The sequence below is a fragment of the Legionella sp. genome (genome assembly GCF_047605385.1).
Taxonomy (GTDB): Bacteria; Pseudomonadota; Gammaproteobacteria; order Legionellales; family Legionellaceae; genus Legionella.
On record NZ_JASGFU010000011.1, the window covers coordinates 36,463 to 62,128 of the forward strand.

Sequence of the window (25,666 nt, forward strand, 5' to 3'; positions counted from 1 at the left end):
ACATTTTTTCGGATATTAAAGAATGTATCAAATTTTTTTATGAAATGAAAACTCTTTTAAAATCATGCAATTAGTAAATATTAATCAGAAAGACAGGAAAAGCACGACTTGAAAAAATATTGCTCAACAATATTCATTTAAAGAATGAAAAATAACCTTTTTGGCTAGGAATCATCAGAGAAATTGCTATGTTAATGCTCATTTTTCATTAGCATCATTATCTAATTTTTTTAGAAATGATAATTTCTCTGCAATTTTAATTTCCAAACCACGTGGTACTGGTTGATACCAGTTTTGTTTTTTCATTCCTTGAGGAAAATAATTTTCCCCGGCAGCATAAGCATTAGGCTCATCATGAGCATAACGATATTCATGACCATAGCCTAATTCTTTCATTAAACGAGTTGGTGCGTTACGCAAATGTATGGGAACTTCTCGCGATTTATCTTTTTTTACAAAGGCCATGGCTTGATTAAATGCTCTATAACCCGCATTACTTTTCGCAGCTACTGCTAAATAAATCACTGCCTGTGCCAAAGCTAACTCACCTTCCGGAGAGCCTAAACGTTCATAAGTTACAGCTGCATCATTAGCAATTTGAATGGCACGTGGATCAGCCAAACCAACATCTTCCCAGGCCATGCGTACAACACGGCGCGAAAGATAATTTGGATCTACTCCACCATCAAACATCCGACAAAGCCAATAAAGAGCGGCATCTGGATTAGAGCCACGAACTGACTTATGTAAGGCAGAAATTTGATCATAAAATTGATCGCCTCCCTTATCAAAACGCCGCGCACTTTCAGCCAGTGAGTTAATAACAAATTCCTTAGTAATTTTCTGGATATTCAGTGCTGCACAAGCATTTTCTAATTGCTCCATGCAGTTTAATAATCTTCGCGCATCACCATCAGCATAATTGACAATAATGGCAACAGCTGCTTCATCAAAGAGAATATCCTTCATAATGGAGCTACGAGCTTTGGTGAATAATTGTTTGAGTTCTTCATTTGACAAGGGCTTTAATACATACACTTGTGCTCTGGAAAGCAAGGCGGAATTCACTTCAAAGGAAGGATTTTCAGTAGTGGCTCCAATAAAAGTCACTAAACCTGATTCAGTATAAGGCAAAAGTGCATCTTGTTGTGATTTATTAAAACGATGAATTTCATCAATAAATAAAATGGTATGTTTGCCCTGATTTAAATTTTCTTGTGCTTGCTCCATAGCAGCACGGATGTCTTTTACTCCAGAAAACACTGCAGATAGAGCAATCCAATCACAGTCAAAAGCTTTTGCTGCAAGCCGAGCTATTGTTGTTTTACCAACACCTGGAGGCCCCCATAAAATCATTGAATGCAACTTGCGGCCAGAAAAACTCAACCGCAATGGCTTGCCTTCCCCCAGTAAGTGACTTTGGCCAATGACTTCATCTAAATGCTTAGGCCTTAAAAGCTCTGCTAGTGGGAGCAACGGCTGCTTTTTAGTATCACTCATTGCTTTACCACATCAACCCCTTTAGGCGGCTTAAATTGGAATAAAACAGCTGCTAATTTAGGATTCAATTTTGTTTGAGATAATTGCACTGTAGTGATTTGCCCTAATTGGTCGTACAATTCCAATCCAGTCAGCATATTTTGATGAAACATCAAACGAATACGTTGGAAATTAGCTTTAGCTGATTTTGATTTCAAATCAAAGGCAGGATCTGCCATTGAACCACTTTGAGCAACAGTGAAATCGCGAGTCACTGTATCATCATAGCCACTTAAAAACAAAGCAGCTGTTCCGCCTAAACCTTTTTCTTGTTTTTTGACCGTTACTTGCTCTAAATCTTTGTCATAAACCCAAATGCGTTGGCCATCAGCAATCATTAATTGTGGCATGGGTTCTTTAGTTTGCCAGCGAAAACGGCCTGGACGCTCTAAAGCCATTGTTCCAGAAGAACGAGAAACTACCCGCGATTTGGCTTTGACCACTTGTTTAAATGTGGCCGTCATCGAATGGATGGAATTCAACTTAGTTTGCAGCACTTGTTCGGGTGTGTCACAAAAAGCTGCAGTCGTAAAACCTAAAAGTAGCGTGAGCATTATTTTTTTCATGTTTATTCCTCAGTGACTGAGTTCACTAAAACATCTCTATAACCGCCATCTAACGGGCCAACAATTCCAGTACGCTCCATTTCTTCAACCATTCTGGCTGCACGGTTATAACCAATTTTTAATCGTCTTTGTACTGCAGAAATACTAGCCTTGCGTGTTTGAATCACAAATTCTACAGCTTGATCATAGAGCGGATCATCATCTTCTGCTTGATTATCCTCATCAAAACCACCTTCACCTCCTTCTCCAGGCATTTTAATAATTTCATCAATATAATTGGGTTCACCTCGTGAACGCCAATCGTCCGCAATGCGGTGTACTTCTTTATCATCAACAAAGGCACCATGCACACGTAAAGGAGCACCACTGCCTGGGGCCAGATACAGCATATCTCCATGTCCTAAAAGCTGCTCTGCACCCTGCTGATCCAGTATAGTACGAGAATCAATTTTTGATGAAACCTGGAATGACATTCGTGTTGGAATATTCGATTTAATTAAGCCAGTTAAAACATCTACTGATGGGCGTTGCGTTGCAAGAATCATGTGAATTCCTGCGGCACGAGCTTTTTGGGCAATACGAGCAATAAGTTGTTCTACTTTTTTGCCAACTACCATCATCATATCAGCAAGCTCATCAATAACAATGACCACATAAGGCAAAGCTTCTAATTGTGGTGCTGTATCATCCATAGAATCAATTGGCTTCCATAATGGATTTACAAGGAGTGTACCATTAGCAATTGCTTCAGCAACTTTAGCATTAAAACCGGCCAAATTTCTTACTCCTAAAGCAGCCATCAATTTATAACGACGTTCCATCTCCTCAACGCACCAACGTAAAGCACTGGCGGCTTCTTTCATGTCAGTAACGACAGGTGTCAATAAATGGGGAATGCCATCATATACTGATAATTCTAACATTTTCGGATCAACCATAATCAGACGGACCTGATCGGGGGTTGCCTTAAATAAAATGCTTAAAATCATGGCGTTAATCCCTACCGATTTACCAGATCCGGTAGTTCCTGCAACCAATAAATGAGGCATTTTTGCTAAATCAACAACCACTGTATGACCAGCAATATCAACGCCTAAAGCCAAAGTAACCGGTGAATGAGCCTGTTGATAAACTTCAGTAGATAATACGTCCGATAAACGAACCATTTGTCGTGATTGATTTGGCAACTCTAAACCAACAACAGTTTTACCAGGAATAACTTCAACTACACGAACAGAAATCACCGATAATGAACGCGCTAAATCTTTGGATAAAGCTGTTAACTTACTGACCTTAACCCCTGCAGCCAATTGCAATTCAAAACGCGTAACTACTGGCCCAGGATGTACAGCAACTACATCGGCTTGAATACCAAAGTCCAACAAATGTTGTTCTAAATCACGAGATAAATTTTCCAACTCTTGATGGGTATAACCGCCCATAGGCTTACCCGGCTCCCCTTTATCTAACAATTCCAGTGAAGGCAAAGCACCTGGGTTATGCAATTTCGGCGCACGAATTTCTTTCATTTCTCGTGGTGGTGGAGCCACAACAACTGGGGCAGGCTTCACAATCACAGGCTTCCCTTCTGGAGTTACTAAAACAACAGGGGCTGGCATTTCTTTCTCAACTATTGATTTTTCTCGTTCAGCTTTCGATTTAAATAATGTTGGAGCTGCTCTTTGTTGTGCTGGTTTATTTTTAACTTCAATGCTTCGCGCTTTATAGCCAGCAATACCAGCATTTCCTAGATAAGCTGCTTTTTTTAAAACAGCCATAAGCTTATTAATAAAAAATAAAGTATAAAAACCGATTAACTCTACGGCTTGCAACCAGGAAACTCCGGTTAACCATGTTGTACCCACCAAAAAAGTAGCCAACAACAATAAAGTGGCCCCGTGTAAGTTAAGTAAATGATACCAACTTTGACCCACTGCTTGTCCAATTAAACCACCAGGCCCATGCATGGCATCAAGTTTGTTTAATTGGGTTTCAAAGCTTAAAAGTCCACAGCCACCAATAATCATCAGAACAAAACCCGCCGAGCGCAAGGCTAAAACACGTTGATCCAAGGTGTTTAAAGCACGTAAATCCTGCAAAATTGCCCAAGAAACATACACTAAGGCGATAGGTAATAGATACGCCATATATCCAAAAGCAAAATAAAGTGCATCGGCAATGTAGGCCCCAACTTGTCCGCCAGAATTGGATATTTTTATCCCAACATGAGAAACATGAGACCATCCAGGATCACTAAATTGATAAGTCATTAACGACAAGAGCACAAACAATGCCCCAGTTAATGTAATAATAAAACTGCCTTCACTAATTCGTTTAGCAATAAAATTTGGCATGTTTTTTTTAGGGAAACTTGCCTTTCTTCCCATTTGTTGTTTTGCCATAGGTATTTTCATATGCCTGTTTATGTCATAATATTCGCAATCTTAACACAAAATATCAAAATATTAAGGAAGGCTGAAACGATGAGCGTTAGCAACCACCACCGCTTGATCATATTAGGTTCAGGACCTGCAGGTTACACTGCTGCAGTCTATGCTGCAAGAGCCAATCTCAATCCTGTTTTAATTACTGGCATGCAACCCGGCGGACAGCTCACTACAACTACTGAAGTTGATAACTGGCCCGGTGATGTCGAAGGATTACAAGGCCCTGCCCTCATGGAGCGCATGCAAAAACATGCAGAGCGCTTTGATACGCAAGTAATTTTTGATCATATTGTAACAACTGATTTATCAAAAAAACCATTTACTCTACAAGGCGACAGTGAAGCCTACACTTGTGATGCCTTAATTATTGCAACTGGTGCTTCTGCTCGTTATTTGGGATTAGAGTCAGAAGCAGCCTATCAAGGACGTGGTGTTTCTGCGTGTGCTACTTGTGATGGGTTCTTTTATCGCAATAAATCCGTCTGTGTTATTGGTGGTGGCAATACAGCTGTAGAAGAAGCATTATATCTCTCCAACTTGGCTTCTTCCGTCACGCTAATTCATCGTCGTGATAGCTTACGTTCTGAAAAAATTCTTCAGGATAAGCTGTTTGAGAAAGTCCGTAATGGCAATATAAAAATTATTTGGAATAGTGCCTTAGATGAAGTACTTGGTGATGGCAAAAAAGTAACAGGAATTAAAGTACGTCATTTACAAGATGATACCATTGCCGAGCTGAATCTCGATGGCGTATTTATTGCTATTGGTCATACCCCAAACACCAGCTTATTTGAAGGGCAATTGCAGATGCGTGATGGATATATCACCATCAAATCAGGTTTAGAAGGCATGGCCACGAGTACCTCGATACCTGGTGTATTTGCTTGTGGGGATGTGGCTGATCACGTCTATCGCCAAGCCATTACCTCTGCAGGCTTTGGTTGCATGGCAGCACTTGATGCGGAACAATATCTGGATTTGGATCTCTAAAGTAAAATTCTATAGTTGGGAAAGAAGCTCTTTCCCACTCACTTTAAGGCGAAGGTGAAACCACGGCTATGCTTTCCTTATTACGATTTAACATTTTCAACATAATATCCTTACCCATAGCTTCAATCATTTTCATGAATAAAGGCGGTTTTTTGATTTGCAAACGATGTAAATCGGCATAATTCCAATATAAATACTCCACTGGCTCGCGAGCGTGAATCGTGGTACTGGCATTGCCATCACTAAAATAGCTCATTTCACCAATAAAATGGTAAGGACCCAATTCTAAAATATTGCCATGAATGTCGATATACACTTTTCCATGAGTAATCAGCATTAATGCGCTCACCGGTTTCCCCATTTCTAAAATCAATTTATTCTCAGCTTTACCATGATGGCTTAATTTTATAAGACGCAGAAAATCACTGGTTTGCATACTGTCAAAAAATAGACCTTTAATTTCTTGTAATTCTTCACTTAAATTTTTAGGAACCATATCTCTAATTAACAAGCCAATCTGCACAAAATTAATAGCTAATGAGGCAATAGCCCAATAAACAATTGGAGGAACATGAGCTAAAATACCATACAATAAAAATGAAGTGTCCGATAAGGCAAAAACTATACGAATCAAAAGAACTTTTCTACAACTAAGGCTAAGAAGAATTAAAATATTTCCTAAGCTATAAAGATAATCCAATTGATTTCCCCTAAATTCATTTATAATAATTGTAGGATATGCAATAAATATCGTAAATAAAACCAAGAGTTGTGGAGAAATGAATTAGCATGGTGGAAGAGTATATATTCCCAGATCCCGAAACCAGTGACCGACAAGGTTTATTGCTTATCGGTGGTGATTTAACCCCGCAACGTATCCTCAAAGCCTATTCTCAAGGAATTTTTCCCTGGTATAGCCCTGGTTCACCTGTACTTTGGTGGTCACCTAATCCACGATTAATTTTATACCCTAATCAATTTAAGGTATCCCATAGTTTGGCAAAATCACTCAAAAAACCATTTCAGTTGACAACAGATACTGCATTTCGCCAAGTAATGATTGAATGCGCAAGCAACAAAGGGCGAGTTGAAAATACCTGGATCACTCCCGAAATGATCGAAGCCTACACCGAACTTCATGCTATGGGTTATGCACATTCTTTTGAGATATGGTTAAATAAAGAACTGGTTGGTGGCTTATATGGTTTAAGCTTAGGCCACGCATTTTTTGGTGAATCCATGTTTCATAAAGTAACTGACGCCTCAAAAATTGCTTTTTATTATTTATCCCAAACAATTTCTTCCTGGAATTTTGATTTTATTGATTGCCAACTACCTACAAATCATTTGCAAAATCTGGGTGCAAGTATCATTAGTCGCAAGGAATTCTTGCGCTTATTAAAAAATACCTTGGAATATCCAACCAACCAAGGAGTTTGGTTTATTCATTGATATCGGGACATCGTATTGAATCACATTTAAATTTTCTACAACTTCAAGGATTTTAACACAGGTTAATTGCTATCCTCTTCACTTTAGCAGTATACTTGCGAGAAACATTTTGTTTTTTATTTTTCAATTTTATTAATTAATTGTTGGTACATCACTGAGAGACCTATGGCAAAAGAAGATCATATAGAAATGGCTGGTACTGTTATAGATACACTGCCCAACACAATGTTTCGTGTGGAATTAGAAAATGGACATGTTGTCACCGCCCACATTTCTGGTCGTATGCGTAAAAATTACATTAGAATCTTAACTGGCGATAAAGTTAAAGTCGAGTTAACTCCTTATGACTTATCTAAAGGCCGCATTATCTTCCGCGATAAGAATTAAATCCATACTGTAAAAATCATCATACCAAAAACCGTGAACCTCCGATACACAAGGTGTTACCCCTTGCGTGTCGCGGTTTATTCGCGGCATCCAGAAGAATGCGCAATCACTGGCTACTAGACGTAGGTCGGGCCTTGGCCCGACATAATCAAAATTATTCTCCGGAATAATTGAGATATCTACATACTTATAATGCTTCAAAAATTGCAGCGGCACCCATTCCAGTACCTATACACATAGTCACCATACCATAACGGCCTTTGGTACGTTTTAAACCATGCAATAAAGTTGCCGTTCTAATTGTTCCCGTTGCACCTAAAGGGTGCCCCAAGGCAATCGCTCCTCCTAAAGGATTCACTTTCTCACGTGACAAACCAAGTTCTTTGATGACCGCCAAAGCCTGTGCAGCAAATGCTTCATTAAGCTCAATCCAGTCAATTTGATCTAAAGTCAACCCAGCACGTTTTAAAGCAACAGGAATGGCTTTAATTGGACCAATTCCCATAATTGCAGGTGGCACACCTTCAACCGCATAACTTAATAACCGTCCCATAGGATTTAAATTATATTTGCGCACAGCCTCTTCACTCGCTAATAAAGCAATACCTGCGCCATCACTAGTTTGAGAGCTATTGCCCGCAGTCACTGTACCGCGTGCAGCAAAAACCGGTTTTAATTTCGCAATCACTTCGTATGAGGTATCTGCTCGTGGACCTTCATCATCACTGATCAATTTTTTCTTCACAACAGTAGTGTCATTCACCAAATCAGCGTGCCTAATCGTAATCTCGACAGGAACAATTTCCGCATTAAAATCACCACGTTGTTGTGCAGTAACTGCTCTTTTATGGCTTTCTGCAGCAAACTCATCTTGCTGTTCGCGAGTAATTTGCCATTGTTTAGCCACATTCTCAGCGGTAATCCCCATACCATAAGCAATAGCTACATGCTCATTATCAAATATGGAAGGATTCGCTGTATATTTATTACCACCTAAAGGCACCATCGACATACTTTCAACACCACCCGCAAGCGCTAAATGCATTTCCCCACTACGAATAGCGGCTGCTGCAGTCGCAATACTTTGCACCCCTGAAGAACAAAAACGGTTAATAGTCATTGCAGGAACTGATTGCGGTAAGTCAGCAAGCAAAGAGGCAATACGAGCAACGTTCATTCCCTGCTCAGCCTCTGGCATAGCACAACCAATTACCACATCCCCAATTTCCTCCCAATCAATGGACTTATTACGACTTGTTAAAGTACGAATAGTGTATGCTAATAAATCATCCGGCAAAGTATGCTTAAAAACACCACGTGGAGCCTTACCTACTGGAGTTCGTAATACATCAACTATGTATATATTCGTCATTATGTTAAATCTCCATTTAATTACGTAAGGGTTTGCCTGTTTCTAAAATATGGGTTATGCGTGCTTGTGTTAATGGCGTGCTTGCCAATTTGACAAATGCTTTACGCTCTAAAGCCAACATCCATTGTTCATCAACAACAGTACCTTGATTCAAATCCCCACCACAAAGCACATTGGCCAATTCTGTTGCCAGAAAATAATCATGCTGCGAAATGAAATTACCCTCTAGCCAATTCACTAAACCTGCTTGTAATTTAGCTCGGCCTTCAATTCCTGCGATTTGAAATTGCTTTTGCAGTGGTGGCATGTAATTCTTTGCATGCATTAACTTCACTTTAGCTAATGCAGCATACAACACCTCATTGGCATTCATTACAAAAGTATCGCTAGAACGTAAATAGCCCATCTGTTTTGCTTCAGCAGCAGAACCAGCAACTTGTGCCATTGCGATTTGTTGGAAATAACCTTGCAAAATAGTCATCAGTTCACCAGGAGCTGCACGTTGTGCAGCACGCAGGGCCATTTCTTTACAACCTCCCCCACCAGGAATAACACCAACTCCCATTTCCACCAAACCAGGATAAGATTCAAATGCAGCCACGACAGCATCACAATGCATCATAAACTCACAACCGCCACCTAAAGCACGCCCTCTTAAAGCAGCAACAGTTGGGATTGGGCTGTATTTTAAGCTCAAGGAGATATATTGGAATTGTTTTACCATCTCTTCCAAGGCTTGCATTTTATTTTCTTTAATTAAGTGCAAAATACCTTTTAAGTTAGCGCCCGAGCTAAAGTTATTTGCATCTTGTTGGTAAACAATCATACCGCGGCATCGTTTTTCTGCAGCTTCTAAAGCACCCGCGACGCCATCCAAAATTTCCTGACCAATGGTATTGGCTTTAGTTTTAAAACTAAGCACTGCAACATCATCTTGCAAATGCCATAAGCTCACCCCTTCATTTTCATAAATTACCGAAGCAGGATGCACTCTTTCTTTAATCACACGCTCTGGGAAAAATTGGCGATGATAGACTGGTAACGAACTACGAGCTTGATGGTTATTCTGTTGTGGTGAATAAGCTCCTTCTTCTGTATAAAAAGCGTTAATTTCGAAAAGCCATCCCGGTAAGGCAGCACTACTTAAGGTAAGCTTGTCCTTAATGCCCTGATTAATAAATTGAGTCATTTGCGCTAAATCAGATAATTGCCAAGTTTCAAATGGACCTTGCATCCAACCAAAACCCCAACGAATGGCTAAATCCACATCACGCGTATTCTCAGCAATCTCTTCTAAGTGGTAAGCGCAATAATGGAATAAGTCTCTAAAACAAGCAGCCAAGAACTGAGCTTGCTTATTACTAGAACTCATCAATGCTTGCATACGTGCTACAGGATCTTTATTGCTCATAATGGTTTTTAACTCATCGCTTACTTGCCCTTTGGATGACCGATAAGTGCCTGATTGAATGTCCAATACTTCAATTTCTTTACCTTTTTTGCGATAAATACCTTGACCTGATTTTTGCCCTAAATGACCTTCTTTAATAAGCTTAGTGAGCCACTGAGGCAGTGTGAAACTAGAATGCCATGGATCATCTTTTAACTCCTCTTGCATGGTATGAACCACATGTTCCATTGTATCTAAACCAACCACATCCATGGTACGAAACGTTGCAGATTTTGGTCGACCTAATAATGGTCCTGTTAATGCATCGACTTCATCAAGTCCCATCTTCATTGTTAAAGCATGATGCATAGTAGTTAATAATGAAAATACCCCGATACGGTTTGCAATAAAATTAGGGGTATCTTTAGCCCTAATGACTCCTTTACCTAAATAACTGGTCAACCACGTTTCCAAATGATCCAATAAATGCTTATGAGTTGTTTTTGCAGGAATCAGTTCAGCAAGATGCATATAACGCGGTGGGTTAAAAAAATGAACGCCGCAGAAATTCTCGCGGTGCACTTGGGGCAATACAGAGCACAACGTATTGATACTCAGACCAGAAGTATTACTCACTAAAATGGTATGTCCTGATAAGTAAGGAGAAATGCGTTTGTAGAGATCCTCCTTCCAATCCAGTCGTTCAGCAATGGCTTCAATGACAATATCACATGAAGATAAATCAGTTAAGTCTTGTTCATAGTTACGCGCCTGCAATAAAGTAGCAGTTTGCACAGTTGCCAAAGGAGCTGGTTTTAGTTTGCCTAAATTAGCAATTGCTTTATCAATCAATGCATTGGCATTATCCTCTTTTGCGGCCAGATCAAACAGTAACGTTTGAATCCCTGCATTGACACAATGTGCTGCGATCTGTGCTCCCATCACTCCTGCACCGAGAACCGCGACTTTTTTAATAAAAAAAGGTTCTTGCATCATGTTTCCCTCATTATTGAGCATTAAAGAACTTGGGCAATGCCCAAGTAACATTCAATTATTTAATTACTACGACAAATTAAAGCGAATACCTTGTGCTAAAGGCAATTCATCCCCCCAATTAATTGTATTGGTTTGTCGACGCATATAAGCCTTCCATGAATCAGATCCTGACTCACGGCCACCGCCAGTTTCTTTTTCCCCACCAAAAGCCCCACCAATCTCTGCACCTGATGTGCCAATATTGATATTTGCAATACCGCAATCACTTCCCCAGGCACTCAGAAAACGCTCCGCATTTTTCAAATTTTGCGTGAATAAAGCTGAAGATAAACCTTGTGGAACACTATTTTGTAATTCGATGGCTTCATCTAAGGTACGATAAGGCATAACATAGAGAATAGGTGCAAAAGTTTCTTCTTGCACGATTTCCCAATTATTTTTTACATCCGTCACTAAAGTGGGTTGCACAAAAAATCCTGGTTGCTCATCTAAGACATTACCACCAAAGACAATCTTGCCACCTGCTTCTTTAATGCGATTCATGGTTTTTTTAAATTGCGCCACTGCATGTTGATCAATTAATGGCCCCATTAAATTATGACTGTCCAAAGGATCGCCAATCGTGATTTGCTCATAAGCAAAACGGAGCTTATCGAGAACAAAATGATAGTGAGATTCATGAACAAATAAACGGCGTGTAGTAGTACAGCGCTGACCAGCGGTGCCTACGGCGCCAAAAACAATTGCTGGAATGGCTAAATGCAGATCAGCACAATCATCTACAATAATTGCATTATTACCACCCAATTCTAAAATAGTTTTGCCTAGTCTCGAAGCAACTTTTGCTGCCACCTGCTTTCCTACAGCAGTTGATCCAGTAAAGGAAATTAGCTGAATGCGGCTATCATTAACCATGGCATCGATGACTTGCTGTTTTTGTGTAATAATTAAACTAAAAATTTCTGGACAATCATTTTGTTTTAATATTTTATTACATAAATGTTGCACAGCAATTGCGCATAGAGGCGTTTTATCTGAGGGCTTCCAAAGTGTTACATTACCACAAATTGCGGCTAAAAATGCATTCCAAGCCCAAACCGCGACAGGAAAATTGAATGCAGAAATGACTCCGATGACTCCATAAGGGTGCCACTGCTCATACATACGATGGTTAGGACGCTCAGAATGCATTGAATTACCATAGAGCATTCTTGATTGCCCCACTGCAAAATCGGCAATATCAATCATTTCTTGAACTTCCCCATCTCCTTCTTGTTTGGATTTACCCATTTCCAAGGAAACCAAACTGCCAAGTAAATCTTTTTTTTCACGCAGTAGTTGGCCTATTTGACGAATAATTTCACCACGTTTGGGTGCCGGAACCTTTCTCCATTCTTGCGCGGCATTTTGTGCCCGCATTATGACTTGCTCGTAATCATCCGCAGAACAAGAAGCGACTTCCGCGAGCTTTTCCCCATTAGTGGGATTAAACGAAATAAAAGTATGCTTATGAGTCCCGCTTTGCCAACCTTGGCCGCTAAAAGCACCGGCATTAATATCTTGAATATCTAATTGCTTTAATAATTCCATAAATAACTCCTGGAAAAGCATAAAACTAGAGCCATAAGCTTTTTAGTGTCGTCCTCACGAAAGTGAGCATGACAAATCTCTTAATGGCAATGAAACTAAAGCAAGCTACGACTTCCCATAACTTTCTTCATCGTATCTATGCGTAATAATGACCAAAACGATTTTTTAAGACATCAGTCAGTTGAAATTTCTCTTGTAAAACCAAGCCTTGATATTCGTTGGCTTGCCCTAAAACCAAATCAACTACTGCACAAACACTTGATGCAGTACTTACCTGGATTGCAGACCACTCCAATCCGGAAATCTCTTGGGGGTAAATTTTCTTCACATAGTTCTTTTCAGTCAATTCACCTCGTTTTTTTCCTTCAACAGTCACATAAACAATGACAATATCCTGATATGTTTTGGGGATCGCATTTTCTAAAATACGCTTCAATGTTGCTCTGTCTTCATTTAAGTGTAAATCTTTCATGAGAAAACGCATCTTTTGGCAATGACCTGGATAACGCATGGTTTTGTAATTCATGGTTTGTACTTTACCAGCATATAAATCAGCTAAGCTTCCCAGGCCGCCTGAAGTGTTAAAAGCTTCGTACTCACATCCATCAATTTGGATGGCTTCTAACCCTTCAAGAGGAGATAAGGTAACGGCTTTACCATATTTAATTCCATAACAGGGATTACCGTACTCATTGATTACACCATCAGTAGACCAAGTCAATGAATAATGCAACGCATTGCTTGCATTTTGAGGTAATGCGCCTACCCGTAATCGCACATGATGACATTCTTCAAATTCTTGCATTAAACTGTTTGCAGCAATACTGATAAAACCTGGAGCAAGACCACATTGAGGGACAAATGCACTCTGCGCATCAGCAGCAATTGCTTTGACTGCATCGGTAACAAACGTATCTTCCGTTAAATCAAAATAATGAGCTTTGGCAGCTTTGGCAGCTTCTGCCACATGAGTATTCAAAAAATAAGGGAGGCTAGAAATCACCGCAACAATCCCGTGCTTTTCCATATAGGCTTGTGTGGCATGTTTGTCTGTAACATCTAAAGCAACTGTTTTAATTTTTGGCAATGCATTAAGTAGCCGTTTTACATCAGTACCATTAAAATCAACATCAACTAAATGAATTTGGTAAGAACCACTTTCCATTAACAAGCAAGCAATCAAACTTCCAATTTTCCCTGCGCCGGTGATCATTACGTTATACATAAATCCCTCTCCTTTGTAAGACGCGATCATCCTACACAAAATATTGAGAATTGCAAAGTTCAGCTCATCATTTCTTGACCTTAGTACAGGACTCATTTATCTTAATGATTTTATAATCTTTGACAGTATATGAAGCAAACTGCCTTAGCCAATTCCATCCCTATTAATGCCACGATTCAGGTGAGTTATCTGAATTATTTTTTCATGTTTTTCAATGGATTATTGGCACCATTTGGCTTTGCTCCTTTTCACATGCCAGGATTAATTATTTTAAGTTTGGCTTTTCTTTTTGCCAGACTTAAAAATTGTTCGCGCAAACAGGCTATTGCCTTAGGTTTTTTTTATGGGTTGGGATATTTTGGTTTTGGGATTTCTTGGGTCATTGTCAGTATCCACGACTACGGTCAATTAAACTACGGGCTCTCTGCCTTGGTTACTCTTATTTTTATTATGTATTTGTCCTTATTCCCAGGGATATTTGCTTATTGCTTTAAATTTCTTGAGTTTAAAAAACATAAACTTTATTCTGCGATTTTATTCGGCGTATTATGGTGTCTTAGTGAATACCTGCGTTCTACCCTTTTTACAGGTTTTCCCTGGTTACTCATAGGTACTCCACTTATTGATACACCCATTAAATATTTGACTTCTTTATTAGGAGTGTATGGCTTGAGCTTTCTTTGTGCTTTTGCCTCAGCACTTCTCGCCCTAATCATGCAAGAGAGCGCACAAAAGCGTTATGTTTACTCAGGAATTTTTATTTTAATCCTCATTAGTCCTTCTTTGTGTAAGAATATTTCCTGGACACAAATTCAAAAAGAAGCAATTACTGTTGGCGGCATACAAGCCAATTTATCCATGCGTGATAAATGGGATGAACGTTTGTTTTGGAATCTCTTAAAGTATTATGAAAATTCAATCAATACGCTACTTGGAAAGCAATTAATTATTTTGCCTGAGTCAGCAATACCGCTGCCAGCAAGTTATATTGATAAATATCTGCATCGATTAAATAATAAAGCCATGAAAGCCAATAGTGCGATCATGCTTGGCATATTACAACCAACAACCGACAACGAAGTTAATTATTACAATTCTGTCATTACCTTAGGACAAGCCAAAGGAAAAAAACTAAAAAGACAACTTGTTCCCTTTGGTGAATACATTCCTATGCCATTAAAAACGATTAATCGTTGGTTCAATTTACCTGAGCCTAATCTTGTCCCAGGAAAAAAAGAACAGCCTCTAATTAAAATTGCAGGCCACCCTATTGCGAGTCTTATTTGTTATGAACTTGCTTATCCAAATACCTTAAGAGAGCAAATGCCCAAAGCACAATGGATTGTTTCCATTAGCGATAATGGTTGGTTTGGGCATTCTCTTGCCAGTTATCAACAATTACAAATGGCGCAAGTACTTTCACTACTTACTGGACGTTATCAAGTAGTAGTGAATAACGATGGCTTATCTTCTGTGATTAATGCTAATGGAGATATAATTGATACACTCCCTCCTTTTAGCGCAGGGGTATTACAAAGCACTATTTATTCAGCTCAAGGCAGCACACTCTGGATTATTTGGAGTGAATATCCTGTACTTATTTTTTGTGCATTATTCACTGTTTTTGCCTTTATAATAAAGCGATGTAAGCACATTCAGAATAAATTTTAAAAACTCAAAATTTTAAACACTTTATCTCGTTATCCACAACAGAATAAGCCTCATGAATAATTTTTGGAGCATGCAAATTTAAGTGATTCTCCTGATTGAGCCAACCCAACTCAATACAAATATTCGTGTATTCAGACTGACCTTCTTTTGCCTGACGAAGAATTTCATTAAGGATCAAATCAACTTTTTTCGAGTTTTGATTAAATAGACCTAACTGAGTTAACGAGCCATGAGAATAAGACAAATCATATTTAATACTAAATAGTCTTTGGAGTTGCTCTCCATCCATAAAGTGTTGTAATTTTGGGAGGTATTGATTGTTTATATCCAAATGAATTAATGTGTTGAGCATTCCTGGGGAAATAATCATCGGTAGTGAGTAGTTTTGTTCACTAATCCAATCGATTAGCATACTGATCAAAATTTTGTTATTCGTAGAAATCGCTACATCCAGAGCAGTTATCCTCATTTCTTCTTTTTGAGTATCATTACCAACAAATAAGACGGTATCAAAATTAATGGGGTTTAGTTGCGTTTGGCTTAAAATCTCTTCAACAATTTTTAGATGACCATATTGACAAGCTATAAGAAGCGGCGTTAATCCATTATTCATTGCTTGATTCACATTGACATGTACTTCAGGTTTTAAGAGTTCTTGAACTACCTCAACATAACCGTTTTGACAAGCTATATGAAGCGGCGTTCCCCCATTATTCATTGCTTGATTCACATCGACATGCATTTTAGGGTTTAAAAGTTCTTGAACTATTTCGACATGACCGTTTTGACAAGCTACATGAAGCGGTGTTACTCCCTCATCCGTCGCTTGATTCACATTGGCATGTGCTTCAGGTTTTAAGAGCTTCTGAACTACTCCAACATGACCATTTTGACAAGCTATATGAAGTGGTGTTACTCCATTATTCATTGCTTGATTCACATTGACATGTACTTCAGGTTTTAAGAGTTCTTGAACTATTTCGACATGACCGTTTTGACAAGCTACATGAAGCGGTGTTGCTCCATCATTCATCGCTTGATTTACATTAACATGCACTTCAGGTTTTAAGAGTTCTTGAACTATTTCGACATGACCGTCTTGACAAGCTATATGAAGCGGCGTTGCTCCATTATTATTTGCTTGATTCACATTGGCATGTACTTCAGGTTTTAAGAGTTCTTGAACTACCTTAACATGACCGTTTTGACAAGCTATATGAAGTGGCGCTCCTCCTCTATATGTTGCTTGATTCACATCCGTGCGCATTTCAGGTTTTAAGAACTCTTTAACTGTCTCAAGATCACCATGTCGACAGGCTAAATGAAAAACACTCGTATTCAAGCTATCATATTTTAGTTGAGTTGCATCAAGTGGATATTTTAAATCAAACTGATGCAATTCATTTTTAAGCGAATCATTAACGCTAGTGGTTAAAATTTGGATATTAAAAACAGCATAGTCGCGCGTAAAAAAAGATGCAAAAATACTGCCCACTAAAGAATAAATATTTAATTCCCGAACATACTGATCATCCTCAGGAAAACGTTCAAAATCATTTGTATCAACATAATCCCAACACCAGTGTTCTTTATTATATTTTAAACAAATCTGATGATTTACTGAATTCAAGATAATAGGAATTGAATCTTGCGTTTTGCTTAAAATACTTTCTAAATCCTGAATAAAATGAGTTAATAACGCTTTGGTAAAGCAACAATTTTTATCAAAAAGCAATTCTATTTCTTTCTTTTTTAAGACATCTGACTTTGCTGCAGAAAAAATAGTTGAAATATGGTGTGGAGTGACAAAAAACTCATTGGAAAAATAGCCTTGATCAGGATGCAAATAGAGTTTAATTCCATCAAAAAATGCAGGAATATCAACTAGTTGTTCATCTGTAGAGGTTAGATCTTTATTTTGTTTTCGTTGAGCTTGTTTTATTTCCTGAATAAGATCAGAAAATCGCTCTTTATAACCGCTAATAAACTCAAGCCGTTGATAAAACGTTGCTTCATCCTCTGCAAAAACCGCTTGCAGCCACATACCCCCTAAACCGGCACATAAACCTTCTTCCAGATTTTGATATCCCAATCCAGTTCCAAGGTTTATTAAATCATTATGTGTTAGCTTCATTAGGTTTTTAATGAAAAAATTAAACACAAATTTATCATAAAAAACATAATTGGTCAACAATAAAAACAGTAACTCAATTACCTTAATTAATCTCGATTCAAGCCAAAATATCTTCATGTCAAGCATTTTTTATGCTCAATTCAAATCCGGAATTTAAGTTTATCTATTGCTGGCAAACACAAGAGGAGTTATCCTTAGCGATCTTAACCATCATTTTTTTAATAAACTGGACCATGGATAATATCTATATACCACGAGAAGTTGAGGAACACGCTCAACAGTATTGGCTAAAAAAACAATCTTTTAATGTTTCAGAAGATTTAAATAAAGAAAAATTCTACTGTTTATCCATGTTTCCTTACCCCAGTGGAACATTACACATGGGGCATGTCCGTAATTATACCATTGGTGATGTGATTGCACGCTACCAACGCGCTTTAGGTAAAAATGTGTTGCAACCTATTGGCTGGGATGCATTTGGCTTACCTGCAGAAAATGCAGCAATCAAAAACGACATTCACCCTGCTCAATGGACTAAGCAAAACATTGAATCCATGAAGAAACAATTTTTACGTTTAGGTAATGCTTATGATTGGCGCCGCGAAATTTCAACTTGCGCTCCTGAATACTATCGTTGGGAACAATGGTTCTTTATCCGCTTGTTTGAAAAAGGTTTAGTTTATAAGAAAAACGCCGTCGTTAACTGGGATCCAGTAGATCAAACTGTTTTAGCTAATGAACAAGTTATTGATGGCCGTGGATGGCGCTCTGGAGCCTTAGTAGAGCGTAAAGAAATTTCACAATGGTTTATTAAGATTACCGCTTATGCAGATGAATTACTAAGCTCCCTAGACACTTTAGATGAATGGCCAGCACAAGTAAAACAAATGCAACGCAATTGGATTGGTCGCTCTACAGGGACAGAAATTTATTTTAATGTAAACAAGTACCCTAAACGCTTAAAAATATACACAACCCGTCCAGATACCTTAATGGGAGCCACCTACCTTGCTGTAGCGAGTGACCATCCTATTGCTAAAGAAGCTGCTTTAAATAATCAAGAAGTGGCTGAATTTATTACCAGCTGCCAAGGCGTCAAAATGGCTGAAGCTGAATTAGCAACTATGGAAAAACGTGGAATCGCAACTGAATTTACTGCAACCCACCCAATTACTGGTGAAGAATTGCCCATTTGGATCGCTAACTTCGTACTCATGCAGTATGGTTCTGGCGCAGTAATGTCGGTTCCAGCCCATGATCAACGTGATTGGGAATTCGCACAAAAATACAAATTGCCAATGAAGCAAGTAATTAAATCCGCTCAAGGCGTTCATCATGATTTTCAAAAATCAGCCTATAGTGGTGAGGGAACATTAATCAATTCCGGTCAATTTGATGGTATTGATTCAAATACAGCAATTGCTGCCATTACTCAATTTCTTGAAGATAACGATGCGGGTAAAGCAACTATTAATTACCGATTACGCGACTGGGGGGTTTCCAGACAACGATATTGGGGTACACCAATTCCAATGATTATTTGCGAACAGTGTGGTGTTATTCCTGTTCCTGATGAAGACTTACCAGTAGTCTTACCAGAAAACGTCAGTTTTACTGGTGCTGGATCACCTCTTGCGCAATGCAAAGAATTTGTCAACGTATCTTGTCCTAAATGTAACCAAGATGCTACCCGTGAAACAGATACGTTTGATACATTTGTTGAATCCTCTTGGTACTATGCGCGTTTTGCTTGTAAAGGGCAAGAAAATGCGATGCTCGATGATCGTGCCAAATATTGGACCCCGGTAGATCAATACGTTGGTGGAATTGAACATGCAGTAATGCATCTACTGTATGCGCGCTTCTTCCATAAATTAATGCGTGATGAAGGCTTACTAAATTCTGATGAACCATTTAAAGCCTTGCTAACTCAAGGAATGGTACTCAAAGACGGGCATAAAATGTCTAAATCTGTGGGCAATGTTGTCGACCCTAACCATTTGATTGATACTTATGGTGCAGATACAGCTCGTTTATTTGTCATGTTTGCATCCCCTCCTGAGCAATCTTTAGAATGGTCTGATTCTGGTGTTGAAGGAGCTCATCGCTTCTTAAAACGTATTTGGGCTTTCGCACATCAGCATAAAACTATGCTTACAGAAATTAATGACATCATTCTCAGTGGTAATGGACATGTGAATTGGCAACAAGTAGACAGTCGCTTAAAAAAATCACGTCATATAGTCCATCAAATTCTGGCACAAGCAACTAGTGATTATGATCGTAATCAATTTAATACTGTTGTATCTGGTTGTATGAAATTATTTAACGAAATTTCCAGCTATGCCATTGAAACTGAAGAAGATAAATTCTTCATTCACTCCAGCATGAGTATATTATTACGCGTACTGGCACCGATCACACCGCATATCACTCATCATCTATGGCAGCAGTTAGGTTTTGAAAAAGCAATTATTGATGCCAATTGGCCACGTGTCGATAAAGCAGCTTTAAAAACCGATGAAGTAGATTATGTAGTTCAGGTAAATGGCAAATTAAGAGCACAATTCACTGCCAGTGTTGATACAAGTGAAGAAGCATTAATTGCTGCTGCTAAAGAACATGCTCATGACTTTATTGGCAATCTCACAGTGAAAAAAGCGATTGTAGTTCAACATCGACAATTAATTAACCTGGTGGTGGGCTAATGAAAAAACTATTCACACCACTCGTTTTAATGCTGCTGTTATCGGCTTGCGGTTTTCATTTACGTGGTATGATCGATATTCCAACCTGGCTTAATAACGTTGCTATCATCAGCAACAATAATGACAAACAATTGATCTCAATCCTAACGACTCAACTGGAAGGATATAATATTCATGTAAATTCAGATGAGGCCCTTGCCAACTATTGGCTGGTCATTAATCGGCTCACTATTGATCGCCAAATTATCAGTATTGGTGCCAGTACCAATCCCCGCCAATATACGTTACTATTGTATGTAGAGTTCATGCTACAAACACGCAAAGGGCAGATAATAAAGGCACCCAAGACCATAAGTGTTTCTCGCCAATTAACAATTAATAATGACCGGATCTTGGGCTCGACAGACGAAGAAAATATTCTGATCGGTGAAATGAAGCAAGATGCTGTAGTACAAATCATCAACCAACTCAGTCACCGTAATGAACCTGGATGGATGTAAAAAGATAACAACCGTTCACGCAATGACGATATATGTACTCGTTACAAAATAACTATCGGCTCAATGAACACAAATAAGATAACGCCATGCAAATAAAGCAACACATGCTTGCCCAGCAAATGCAGAAAAAAATTCATCCACTGTATCTATTAACTGGCCAAGACAGTTACCTTCTTGACGAATCTTTAAGTCTTATCAAAACAGCAATTAAAGCAAAATATAACTGTGATGAAAAAATTATTTCTATTCACTCTGCTGATGATTGGAATATTGTCCTCGAAGAGGCTAACAGTTACTCGTTGTTCTCAGACACCGTATTGCTCAATATCTTTTATGATAAAAAAATATTTGATGCAGCCGGAAAGAAAGTCCTCACAGCCTATCTAAATGAAGTGAATACTCGTTGTTTTATTATTATCAGAGCGCCTAACCTACCTGCAAAACAATTGCATTGGCTCACTTCACATGAGCACGCTCTAATTTCTGTAGCTTATCCTTTGACGGCTGGGAATATGAAAAAATGGATCGCAGTGCAGTTAAAAAATAAAGCCATTAATTTTGCACCACAAGTTCCAGATCTTATTCATCAATATACCCAAGGCAATATGCTGGCTTGTGCTCAAGTTATTGAAAAAATCTCATTGACTAATGCAGTAAACAGTACCATAACCATGCAACAAGCCCACGAGCATTTATCTAATCAATGTGACCATAATCTTTTGGAGCTGGTTGATGCCTGTTTATTGGGAGAGGCAGATAAAGCCATCCAAATTCTAAGACATGCCGCTAATAATAAAACAGAAGCAATCTTGGTATTATGGATGTTAACACAAGAAATTCGTACGCTGTTGCAACTCACTAATTTAGTTCAAAATCAAATGGACATAAACAGTGCCTGCACCCAATTAAAAATATGGCCTATGCGTATAAACCTCTATCAGAAAAGTTATTCTCGATTTAATAGTGTGACTTTAAAACAGCTTCACCAATATTGTAATATCATTGATGAGCGCATTAAATCGAGCTATTTTAACACTCAAATATGGAATTCATTAGAAAATCTGGCACTATCTCTATGCATAGGGGCGTTAATAGGTGATGCATGTACACTATAGCAATCTTCGGTGGTACTTTTGATCCAATTCACAATGGCCACCTACAAACAAGCCTAGCGATTCAAAAAGAATTCCGATTTGATTCATACCTCTTCCTACCCTGCAAAATTCCGGCACTGAAACCTTTAGCTCATACAACAAATCAGCAAAGAGTACACATGCTCGAACTGGCATTAAAAGATTATCCCTGCTTTAAAATCGATTTACGTGAAATAGAGCGCCATACGCCCTCATATATGATAGAGACATTAGAGAGCTTTAGAAAAGAATTTCCCGAAGCTGCAATTACCTTAATTATGGGTTATGACTCTTTTCTTTCCCTACCGCAATGGCATAAGTGGCAAAAGCTTATTTGTTTAGCCAATATCTTGGTTATGAGTCGTCTTGAATTTATCACTGAAAAAACCTCTGAAGTCATGCATCAGTTTTTAAAAAAATATCAAACACAGAATCAAACAGTCATTCTCAACCAGAAAGCAGGTAGCGTTTTTTTATTCGATGCCGGCCATTATGAAATCTCATCAACAAAAATTCGCAAAGCAATTCACGATAAGCAAGATCTTGCCTGGCAACTTCCTAAAGAAGTTGACCAGTACATTAAGGACGAGGGATTGTATTAATAATATTTCCTATAGTACCACCAACATTGCCATCAACAGATTGTAATTGATTTAATACTGTAGGGATGTAACCACTAATCCAAGTAACTACAGGTTGTAATTGTGGAACAATTGTAGAGCCAGCAAGATATGACTGATAAGGCAGCGAAGTCTGACTTAAAATAGCCAAGATCAACGAAACCATAAACACACCACGGACAAAACCAAAGCACATACCAAGCATTTTATCCATACTACTTAAGCCAGTACGTTTTAATAATAAACCAAGTATAAAATTAAGAATCGCCCCTGCAATTAAAACACCTACTACAATAATCAAAAATGCGATTGCTGTGCAGGCAGTTTGGTTTTGAATATAGTTTTGCAACCAAGGAGCCAAATTTTGTGCCTGATTATAACCTGTCCATATGGCAACGATCCAAACACCTAAGGCAATGACTTCTTTAACTGCACCACGGAATAAACCTGTAATAGAAGAAAGACCTATAATCGCTATAATGACTAAATCAACAATTTGAAATTGCATGCCTAACTAACTCCAGTATTAACTACAAATCCATTTAATTGTATTACACTAGCCAATTGAGTTCTTAATTTAACAACATCTTCCTTAATTGGTGAATGCCCTACATAAACTTTATAAATAACGTTCTTTCTTCCAGCAACACGAATGTAATTTGCTTTATATCCCTTTTGCTGTAATTTATGTACTAAAGCCTCAGCATTACTTATTTTTACAAAAGATGCAAGCTGTACGGCGTAAATATCTCTTTTGCCTGCAGTTTTTGCAGAGAGAACACTCGCTTGAGCTGCCTTAATAACTACTGGAGGTTTTGCCACAACAACCTTTGTTTTAACTGGTCTTACCGGTTTTACTGGAACTACAGGCCTTATCGGATCAATTGGCCTTATTGAAGCAACCTTAATTTCATTTTTAACTGCCTTATTAGTTGCCTCATTTATGGCAAATTCTATAGGCCTATTAATAGATTTAGGCGCTAACTCTATCTTGGAAACAGGAATAAGCGTATTATTTTTTATAGGCGCTTTAGCAACAAAATCTTCTGCTTTAGCTTTGCTTTGCATCGATGGAGTGAGTTCAACTTTAGCCACTTTGATGGTTTTAAACATCTGCTCCTCATTAGTTACCGCAACATTAGGTGCATTTGGTTTGGGGGGCAGTTGTACTTTAACACTGAAATTACTTTCAAGTCGTTGACTGGATTTTTTCATCATTGCTGGAAGAAAAATGGCGCCTAAGGATAAAATAACTGAAATACCTACTAAGCGATGCTTTAATCTCTCATCCATTACTAGTTTCATCGAATCTCCTATTTGACCTTGCGGCCATAACGTGACCCACAGTAAAAAATGACCCATAAACAACAATCAAGTCACCTGGTTTAGCCTGATTTAATGCAATCTCAAAGGCATGAACGGGGCTATTATAACAAATTTCTACAGATATTTCTGCATTCTTGAAGTAAGAAAGTAGTAAATTTGCACTAATGGCGCGTTTAACATCTAATTGTGCAGGATACCAGCAATCAATTTTATCTTTTAACGGCATTATCAATGCGGGTATATCTTTATCTTTTAGAGCAGAAAAAATTGCATGTATTTTGCCTTGCGTATTCAGTGTCTGGAGCTTTTCAGCCAGTAGCTGCACTGATTGTGAGTTATGTGATACATCATATAGAACACTTACTAAACCTTCTTCCAATTGCAAGCGACCTGGAATAAATACATTAGATAGAGCTTTTTGTATCTGTTCATAAAAGACAGGCAAGCGCGACTCTAGAATTAAACAAGCAATTATTGCTGCTGCGGCTGACTTAAGATGAATCGCAGGTTTTGGTAAATGATTTAAATGCCTTGCTCCATAATGAAGATTCCAATCGTCTACATTTTCTTTAATTATATAATCTAAACCTAAATAATTAGCCTGAGAAAAATAATCAGAAGCGACTTTAATAACTGTTGTTGGGGGCTCCTCATCGGCATAGATAAAGGGTTTTCCTTGACGTAAAATTCCGGCTTTTTCATAGCCTATAGCTTCCAAAGTAATGCCAAGGAAATCTTGGTGATCAAAATCGATGGTCGTAATAATCGCCACATCAGCATCGAGTATATTGGTTGCATCGAGCCGCCCTCCCAGACCTACTTCGAGAATAATCACATCGAGCTCACTCCGTTTGAAATACCATAATGCGGTAAGAGTAGTCATTTCAAAATAGGTTAAAACAATTGTTCCCCGTACTCGATCGATACGGTAAAAAATCTGACATAATTCATGATCGGTAATTGGCTGTAATCCTACACGGATACGCTCATTAAAATGCAATAAATGAGGAGAAGTATAGGCACCTACTTTATAACCAGCGCTGTGATAAATCTGCTCTAACGCAGCAACAGTTGAGCCTTTACCATTGGTTCCTGCAACAGTAATTACTGGACAAGATGCGACATCAAGTTGTAGTTTTTGCGCCACTTCAAGAATGCGATCAAGCCCTAGTTGAATTTCTTGAACATTACGGGTTTCAAGATCAGAAAGCCATTGAGCCAATTCCCATTCACTATTAGGTTTCATCAATGGAATTCTCCGTTTGTAAAAGATATATGAGGTTGGCACAGATTAAGCGAACAGCCTATACCTTCGATGCCGTTAAGTTAAAGGGTGGGATCCATTTTATAAAGGTACAGAGCCCAGATTTATAATGAATTCCCTCTTTCGAAGGAATGACAATACGCTTAACCTATCACGATTGGTTAAGCCAATTTTTTACTGCCCGGGTTCCGCGACTTATTCGCGGGAGCCAGCTACGAAGCCAGATTTCTGGATTGTGCGAACAAGTCGCGCAACGTAGGCAATCAATCAGCCATATTCTTTAACTTAATGGCAGTGAACTCTTAATGGCGTCAACTTAAGGCTATTTCCTCTTTCTCTCTGTCATTAAGTTAAGG

Annotated in this window: 20 protein-coding genes; 8 read left to right on the forward strand and 12 right to left on the reverse strand. The window is 38.5% G+C overall.

What is annotated here, in order from left to right; all coding sequences use genetic code 11:
- Positions 1-198: 198 nt before the first annotated feature.
- From QM652_RS04225 to QM652_RS04235, 3 genes are read right to left on the reverse strand one after another with little or no spacing between them, the layout of a single operon-like run.
- Positions 199-1,500, reverse strand: coding sequence for a replication-associated recombination protein A (locus QM652_RS04225; RefSeq protein WP_415073171.1), 1,302 nt, complete (start codon positions 1,498-1,500; stop codon positions 199-201).
- A complete protein-coding gene (gene lolA, locus QM652_RS04230; RefSeq protein WP_415073173.1) occupies positions 1,497-2,105 on the reverse strand; it encodes an outer membrane lipoprotein chaperone LolA in 609 nt (202 codons plus the stop codon). The genes QM652_RS04225 and lolA overlap by 4 nt, the downstream gene beginning before the upstream one ends.
- A gap of 2 nt (positions 2,106-2,107) precedes the next feature.
- A complete protein-coding gene (locus QM652_RS04235) occupies positions 2,108-4,507 on the reverse strand; it encodes a DNA translocase FtsK (RefSeq protein WP_415073175.1) in 2,400 nt (799 codons plus the stop codon).
- 81 nt (positions 4,508-4,588) lie between these two features.
- Between QM652_RS04235 and trxB the strand changes: the two genes are divergently transcribed.
- A complete protein-coding gene (trxB, locus tag QM652_RS04240) occupies positions 4,589-5,542 on the forward strand; it encodes a thioredoxin-disulfide reductase (RefSeq protein ID WP_415073177.1) in 954 nt (317 codons plus the stop codon).
- Between the two features lie 43 nt (positions 5,543-5,585).
- Here the strand turns inward: trxB and QM652_RS04245 are convergent, their stop codons facing one another.
- On the reverse strand, positions 5,586-6,242 hold the full coding sequence (locus tag QM652_RS04245; RefSeq protein ID WP_415073179.1) for a cyclic nucleotide-binding domain-containing protein: 657 nt from the start codon (positions 6,240-6,242) through the stop codon (positions 5,586-5,588).
- A gap of 83 nt (positions 6,243-6,325) precedes the next feature.
- Here QM652_RS04245 and aat point away from each other — a divergent pair, with 83 nt between their 5' ends.
- Both aat and infA read left to right on the forward strand, forming a co-directional pair.
- Positions 6,326-6,994, forward strand: a complete 669-nt coding sequence (aat, locus tag QM652_RS04250; protein WP_415073209.1) for a leucyl/phenylalanyl-tRNA--protein transferase — start codon at positions 6,326-6,328, stop codon at positions 6,992-6,994.
- Between the two features lie 165 nt (positions 6,995-7,159).
- Positions 7,160-7,381 (forward strand): translation initiation factor IF-1, encoded by a 222-nt coding sequence (gene infA / locus QM652_RS04255; protein WP_006872751.1) that lies wholly within the window; start codon positions 7,160-7,162, stop codon positions 7,379-7,381.
- Positions 7,382-7,568: 187 nt separating this feature from the next.
- Here infA and QM652_RS04260 read toward each other — a convergent pair whose 3' ends face one another.
- From QM652_RS04260 to QM652_RS04275, 4 genes are all read right to left on the reverse strand, one after another.
- Positions 7,569-8,753 carry an acetyl-CoA C-acyltransferase gene (locus QM652_RS04260; RefSeq protein ID WP_415073182.1) on the reverse strand — a complete coding sequence of 395 codons (1,185 nt, stop codon included), beginning with the start codon at positions 8,751-8,753 and terminating at the stop codon, positions 7,569-7,571.
- A gap of 16 nt (positions 8,754-8,769) precedes the next feature.
- Positions 8,770-11,136, reverse strand: coding sequence for a 3-hydroxyacyl-CoA dehydrogenase/enoyl-CoA hydratase family protein (locus tag QM652_RS04265; RefSeq protein WP_415073211.1), 2,367 nt, complete (start codon positions 11,134-11,136; stop codon positions 8,770-8,772).
- 69 nt (positions 11,137-11,205) lie between these two features.
- Positions 11,206-12,729: an aldehyde dehydrogenase family protein gene (locus QM652_RS04270; protein WP_415073185.1), complete on the reverse strand. Its 1,524-nt coding sequence runs from the start codon at positions 12,727-12,729 to the stop codon at positions 11,206-11,208.
- 136 nt (positions 12,730-12,865) lie between these two features.
- On the reverse strand, positions 12,866-13,954 hold the full coding sequence (locus QM652_RS04275; protein WP_415073187.1) for a saccharopine dehydrogenase family protein: 1,089 nt from the start codon (positions 13,952-13,954) through the stop codon (positions 12,866-12,868).
- 129 nt (positions 13,955-14,083) lie between these two features.
- On the opposite strand from QM652_RS04275, the gene lnt reads away from it, so the two are divergent.
- A complete protein-coding gene (lnt, locus tag QM652_RS04280; protein WP_415073189.1) occupies positions 14,084-15,625 on the forward strand; it encodes an apolipoprotein N-acyltransferase in 1,542 nt (513 codons plus the stop codon).
- Between the two features lie 4 nt (positions 15,626-15,629).
- Here lnt and QM652_RS04285 read toward each other — a convergent pair whose 3' ends face one another.
- Positions 15,630-17,717: an ankyrin repeat domain-containing protein gene (locus QM652_RS04285; protein ID WP_415073191.1), complete on the reverse strand. Its 2,088-nt coding sequence runs from the start codon at positions 17,715-17,717 to the stop codon at positions 15,630-15,632.
- Between the two features lie 275 nt (positions 17,718-17,992).
- Between QM652_RS04285 and leuS the strand changes: the two genes are divergently transcribed.
- From leuS to nadD, 4 genes are all read left to right on the forward strand, one after another.
- On the forward strand, positions 17,993-20,467 hold the full coding sequence (leuS, locus tag QM652_RS04290) for a leucine--tRNA ligase (RefSeq protein ID WP_415073213.1): 2,475 nt from the start codon (positions 17,993-17,995) through the stop codon (positions 20,465-20,467).
- A complete protein-coding gene (gene lptE / locus QM652_RS04295; RefSeq protein ID WP_415073193.1) occupies positions 20,467-20,967 on the forward strand; it encodes an LPS assembly lipoprotein LptE in 501 nt (166 codons plus the stop codon). Before leuS ends, lptE begins: the two co-directional genes overlap by 1 nt.
- Before the next feature lie 86 nt (positions 20,968-21,053).
- The gene (gene holA, locus QM652_RS04300) at positions 21,054-22,082 is read left to right on the forward strand and encodes a DNA polymerase III subunit delta (RefSeq protein WP_415073195.1); all 1,029 of its coding nucleotides are present in this window, start codon (positions 21,054-21,056) and stop codon (positions 22,080-22,082) included.
- Positions 22,070-22,702: a nicotinate-nucleotide adenylyltransferase gene (gene nadD / locus QM652_RS04305; RefSeq protein ID WP_415073197.1), complete on the forward strand. Its 633-nt coding sequence runs from the start codon at positions 22,070-22,072 to the stop codon at positions 22,700-22,702. The genes holA and nadD overlap by 13 nt, the downstream gene beginning before the upstream one ends.
- Here nadD and QM652_RS04310 read toward each other — a convergent pair.
- The 3 genes from QM652_RS04310 to folC are packed head-to-tail and all read right to left on the reverse strand — an operon-like array spanning position 22,680 to position 25,295.
- On the reverse strand, positions 22,680-23,228 hold the full coding sequence (locus QM652_RS04310) for a CvpA family protein (protein WP_415073199.1): 549 nt from the start codon (positions 23,226-23,228) through the stop codon (positions 22,680-22,682). The two genes, nadD and QM652_RS04310, sit on opposite strands and share 23 nt — an antisense overlap.
- 2 nt (positions 23,229-23,230) lie before the next feature.
- Positions 23,231-24,025, reverse strand: a complete 795-nt coding sequence (locus tag QM652_RS04315) for an SPOR domain-containing protein (protein WP_415073201.1) — start codon at positions 24,023-24,025, stop codon at positions 23,231-23,233.
- Positions 24,006-25,295: a bifunctional tetrahydrofolate synthase/dihydrofolate synthase gene (folC, locus tag QM652_RS04320; protein WP_415073203.1), complete on the reverse strand. Its 1,290-nt coding sequence runs from the start codon at positions 25,293-25,295 to the stop codon at positions 24,006-24,008. Before folC ends, QM652_RS04315 begins: the two co-directional genes overlap by 20 nt.
- Between the last annotated feature and the right edge of the window lie 371 nt (positions 25,296-25,666).